Genomic DNA, 2882 nt, shown 5'->3' with positions numbered 1-2882 from the left:
GCTTATGCTGGACGACAGCGAGATAAAGTAGGCGCTTGGGCTGCCGCTTGCCGTTGCCGCGAAAGCGGAGACGCTGCCCAAATATTCCTGCTGGTCGGCCACGCTCATATTGGCGGCGAAGAATTGCAGCCCAAGCTCCTGGACATCGCCGGCCGCCATATCGGGAGAGAACTTCGTGCCGATGGCGAGCCCCGCCGCGTCCAGCGAGTTCTGCAGTTGCGAGGCGTCATGGCTCGTGCCGATCAGATCAACGGCGCCGGCCAAACCAATCATTATCGGCAGCATCGCGACGGCGGTCGTCATGGCAAAGTTGCCGTGCTCCGAAGACCAGAAGCCTCTCAATGCGAACATAGTTCCTCGCCGAACCTCGTAAAGCTCAGGTGATACGCCAGAGATCCCTACGAGTAATTTAAGTAAATGCTAAAATGCGTAAATGCTAAAATGCAGAACAATGATTGGCTAAAACGAAAGACTGCCGAGGCACGCCATATGAGAGGCCATACGGAGAGTTGAACACTACGAGGAGTTGCGCCCCAGGCAATTGACGCGGCGACAATCGCCGCCAACTCTGCTATCATGCCTCTCGATCTTGAAGTGGCAGCTCTGGCGGCCATCCAGGCGGTGACCGCCCCGACACACGGGAGGAAGGTTATGGCCGGCTTTCATGTTATGGCGGACGCACGTGGAATGCATGTGCAGCCAACGGTGCGCCGCATCACCACGTCGGACCTTTGGGATGCGCTGCGCCTCGGCTTCGAGGATTTCTGGGCAAAACCATCGCACTACGTGTTCCTGTGCCTGATCTATCCCATCGTCGGCCTGATCCTGACGCAGTGGACGTCCGGCGCCAATGCCATCCAGCTCATCTATCCCCTGATGTCGGGTTTCGCGCTGGTCGGGCCGTTTGCGGCGCTCGGCCTTTACGAGATCAGCCGCCGGCGTGAGCTCGGCATGAACACCTCCTGGTGGCACGCGTTTGATGTGCGGCGCTCGTCCGCTGTCCCGTCGATCGCTGTCATCGGCGTCATGCTGGTGGCGCTGTTCCTGTTGTGGCTCTACACGGCGCAGTCGATCTACACCGGCCTGTTCGGCGACCAGCCGCCGGCCTCGATCGGTGGCTTCGTCCGCGACGTGCTGACCACCAGCAAGGGCTGGACGCTGATCCTTGCCGGCAATGCCGCGGGCTTTGTCTTCGCCGTAATCGTGCTGGCCACTACCGTGGTTGCCTTCCCGCTGCTGCTCGACCGTGACGTCGGCGCCGTCTCAGCCATCGAGACCTCGGCCAGGGCGGTGATGGCCAACCCGCTGCAGATGGCGCTGTGGGGCTTGCTGGTCGCCGTGCTTCTGGTGATCGGTTCGATCCCGCTGTTTGCCGGGCTCGCCGTCGTCATGCCGGTGCTCGGCCATGCCACCTGGCATCTCTACCGCAAGGTGGTCGAGCCGGAGCGGGCACAGCAGATAAGGCGGCCGATGTAGATCAGCACCCTCAGCGCTGCGCCTCTGTCGCCATCTTCAGCGCAAGTGCCGCCAGCACGGTGCCCATCATCCAGCGCTGGATGACCAGCCACAAAGGCCGTCCGGCGAGAAAGGTGGCGATCGAACCGGCCGTCACCGCGATGACGGCATTGACGCTGAGGCTGATCGAGATCTGCGTCGCGCCGAGCACCAGAAGCTGCGACAGCACGTGGCCTTTGCCGGGGCTGATGAACTGCGGCAACAGCGACAGATAGAGCACGGCCACCTTCGGATTGAGCAGATTGGTCATCAGGCCCATGGCGAAAAGCTTGCGCGGCCTGTCCCTCGGCAATTCGCGCACTTCGAACGGCGAGCGTCCGCCCGGCTTCACCGCCTGCCAGGCCAGCCACAGCAGGTAGAGCACGCCGGCAAAGCGCAGCGCGTCATAGGCGTAGGGCACGGCGAGCAGCAGCGCGGTGATGCCGAACGCCGCCGCCAGCACATAGAAGACAAAACCGAGTGCCACGCCGCCAAGCGAGATCAGCCCCGCCTTCGGCCCCTGCGATAGGGAACGCGAGATCAGATAGATCATGTTGGGGCCAGGCGTCAGCACCATGCCGAGGCAGACCAGCGCGAAGGCGAGATGATTGGCTGTTTCGGGCATCTGTTCTTCCCCCGCGCGCCGCGAATGGACGCGCGATCCGGCAGGCGGCCAAGATGTGCCTGTCCCCGGCAGCGCGCGCAAGTGCATGGCGGCGCCAGCTATTGTTCCAGCTAGCCGCCGGTGCCTACGGATCAGCCGACGATGCGCAGGTTCGACAGTTCGTTGCCGATTTCCTTGAAATCGTTCGACAAACTGGCGCCGGTAGCGTTCCAGAACAGTTTTGCCGGCTTGCTCGCGTCCGTTGGATCCTTGCGGAAGCGCGAGTTCGACGAGCAGGATTTCAGCGCCTCGATCGCCTGCTGGTCGGCGATTTTAGTCGTGGACAGATCGAGCGCCACAGTCATCACCATGATGTTGGCTGCCTTGGCGTTGTTGCAAAGCGTCGCCATCTGCTCGTTGAGCGCGTTGGTATAATTGCCGTTAGAATAATCGAATTGGCCAATGGTGCTCGATGTGCCCATGAACAGGCGGCCCACCGACGTGCCGTTGTAGCCGGGTTTGAGATAGCCGAAGGATGCATAGGTCGACTTCGAATCGGCGGGGTCGGAATAGCCGAGCGAAGAAGGCGTGTAGTAGGTGTTGGCGCCGTCGGTCAGCACGATCACGACCTTGTCATTGCCTCTCTCGGTTTCCGGGCGGCCTTGCGTGAAGGGCTCGCCGCTCGAAACCACGCGCCATCCCCAGGCCATGCCTTCTGGAACATTTGTGCCGCCATCGGGCTTCATCAGGTCGATCGCGGCCTTGATCGCGGTGAGCCCAGTGG

Annotated in this window: 3 protein-coding genes and 1 pseudogene; 1 reads left to right on the top strand and 3 read right to left on the bottom strand. The window is 62.0% G+C overall.

Annotated features, from left to right (window positions below):
* Nucleotides 1-303 (bottom strand): pilus assembly protein TadG-related protein (locus tag EN906_RS29440; RefSeq protein ID WP_245484355.1); only part of this gene is annotated, 303 nt, incomplete at its 3' end.
* Between the two features lie 348 nt (nucleotides 304-651).
* Between EN906_RS29440 and EN906_RS29435 the strand changes: the two genes are divergently transcribed.
* Nucleotides 652-1476, top strand: coding sequence for a DUF2189 domain-containing protein (locus EN906_RS29435; protein WP_127269027.1), 825 nt, complete (start codon nucleotides 652-654; stop codon nucleotides 1474-1476).
* Between the two features lie 10 nt (nucleotides 1477-1486).
* Here the strand turns inward: EN906_RS29435 and EN906_RS29430 are convergent, their stop codons facing one another.
* Nucleotides 1487-2119, bottom strand: a complete 633-nt coding sequence (locus EN906_RS29430; protein WP_023813536.1) for a LysE family translocator — start codon at nucleotides 2117-2119, stop codon at nucleotides 1487-1489.
* Between the two features lie 131 nt (nucleotides 2120-2250).
* A pseudogene (locus EN906_RS29425) lies at nucleotides 2251-2882 on the bottom strand (hypothetical protein); the annotation flags it as partial.

It is taken from the genome of Mesorhizobium sp. M7A.F.Ca.CA.004.06.1.1, from assembly GCF_003999135.1.
Taxonomy (GTDB): domain Bacteria; phylum Pseudomonadota; class Alphaproteobacteria; order Rhizobiales; family Rhizobiaceae; genus Mesorhizobium.
Note: the sequence above shows the minus strand (reverse complement) of the source record. Positions and strands in the feature narration are given on the sequence as shown.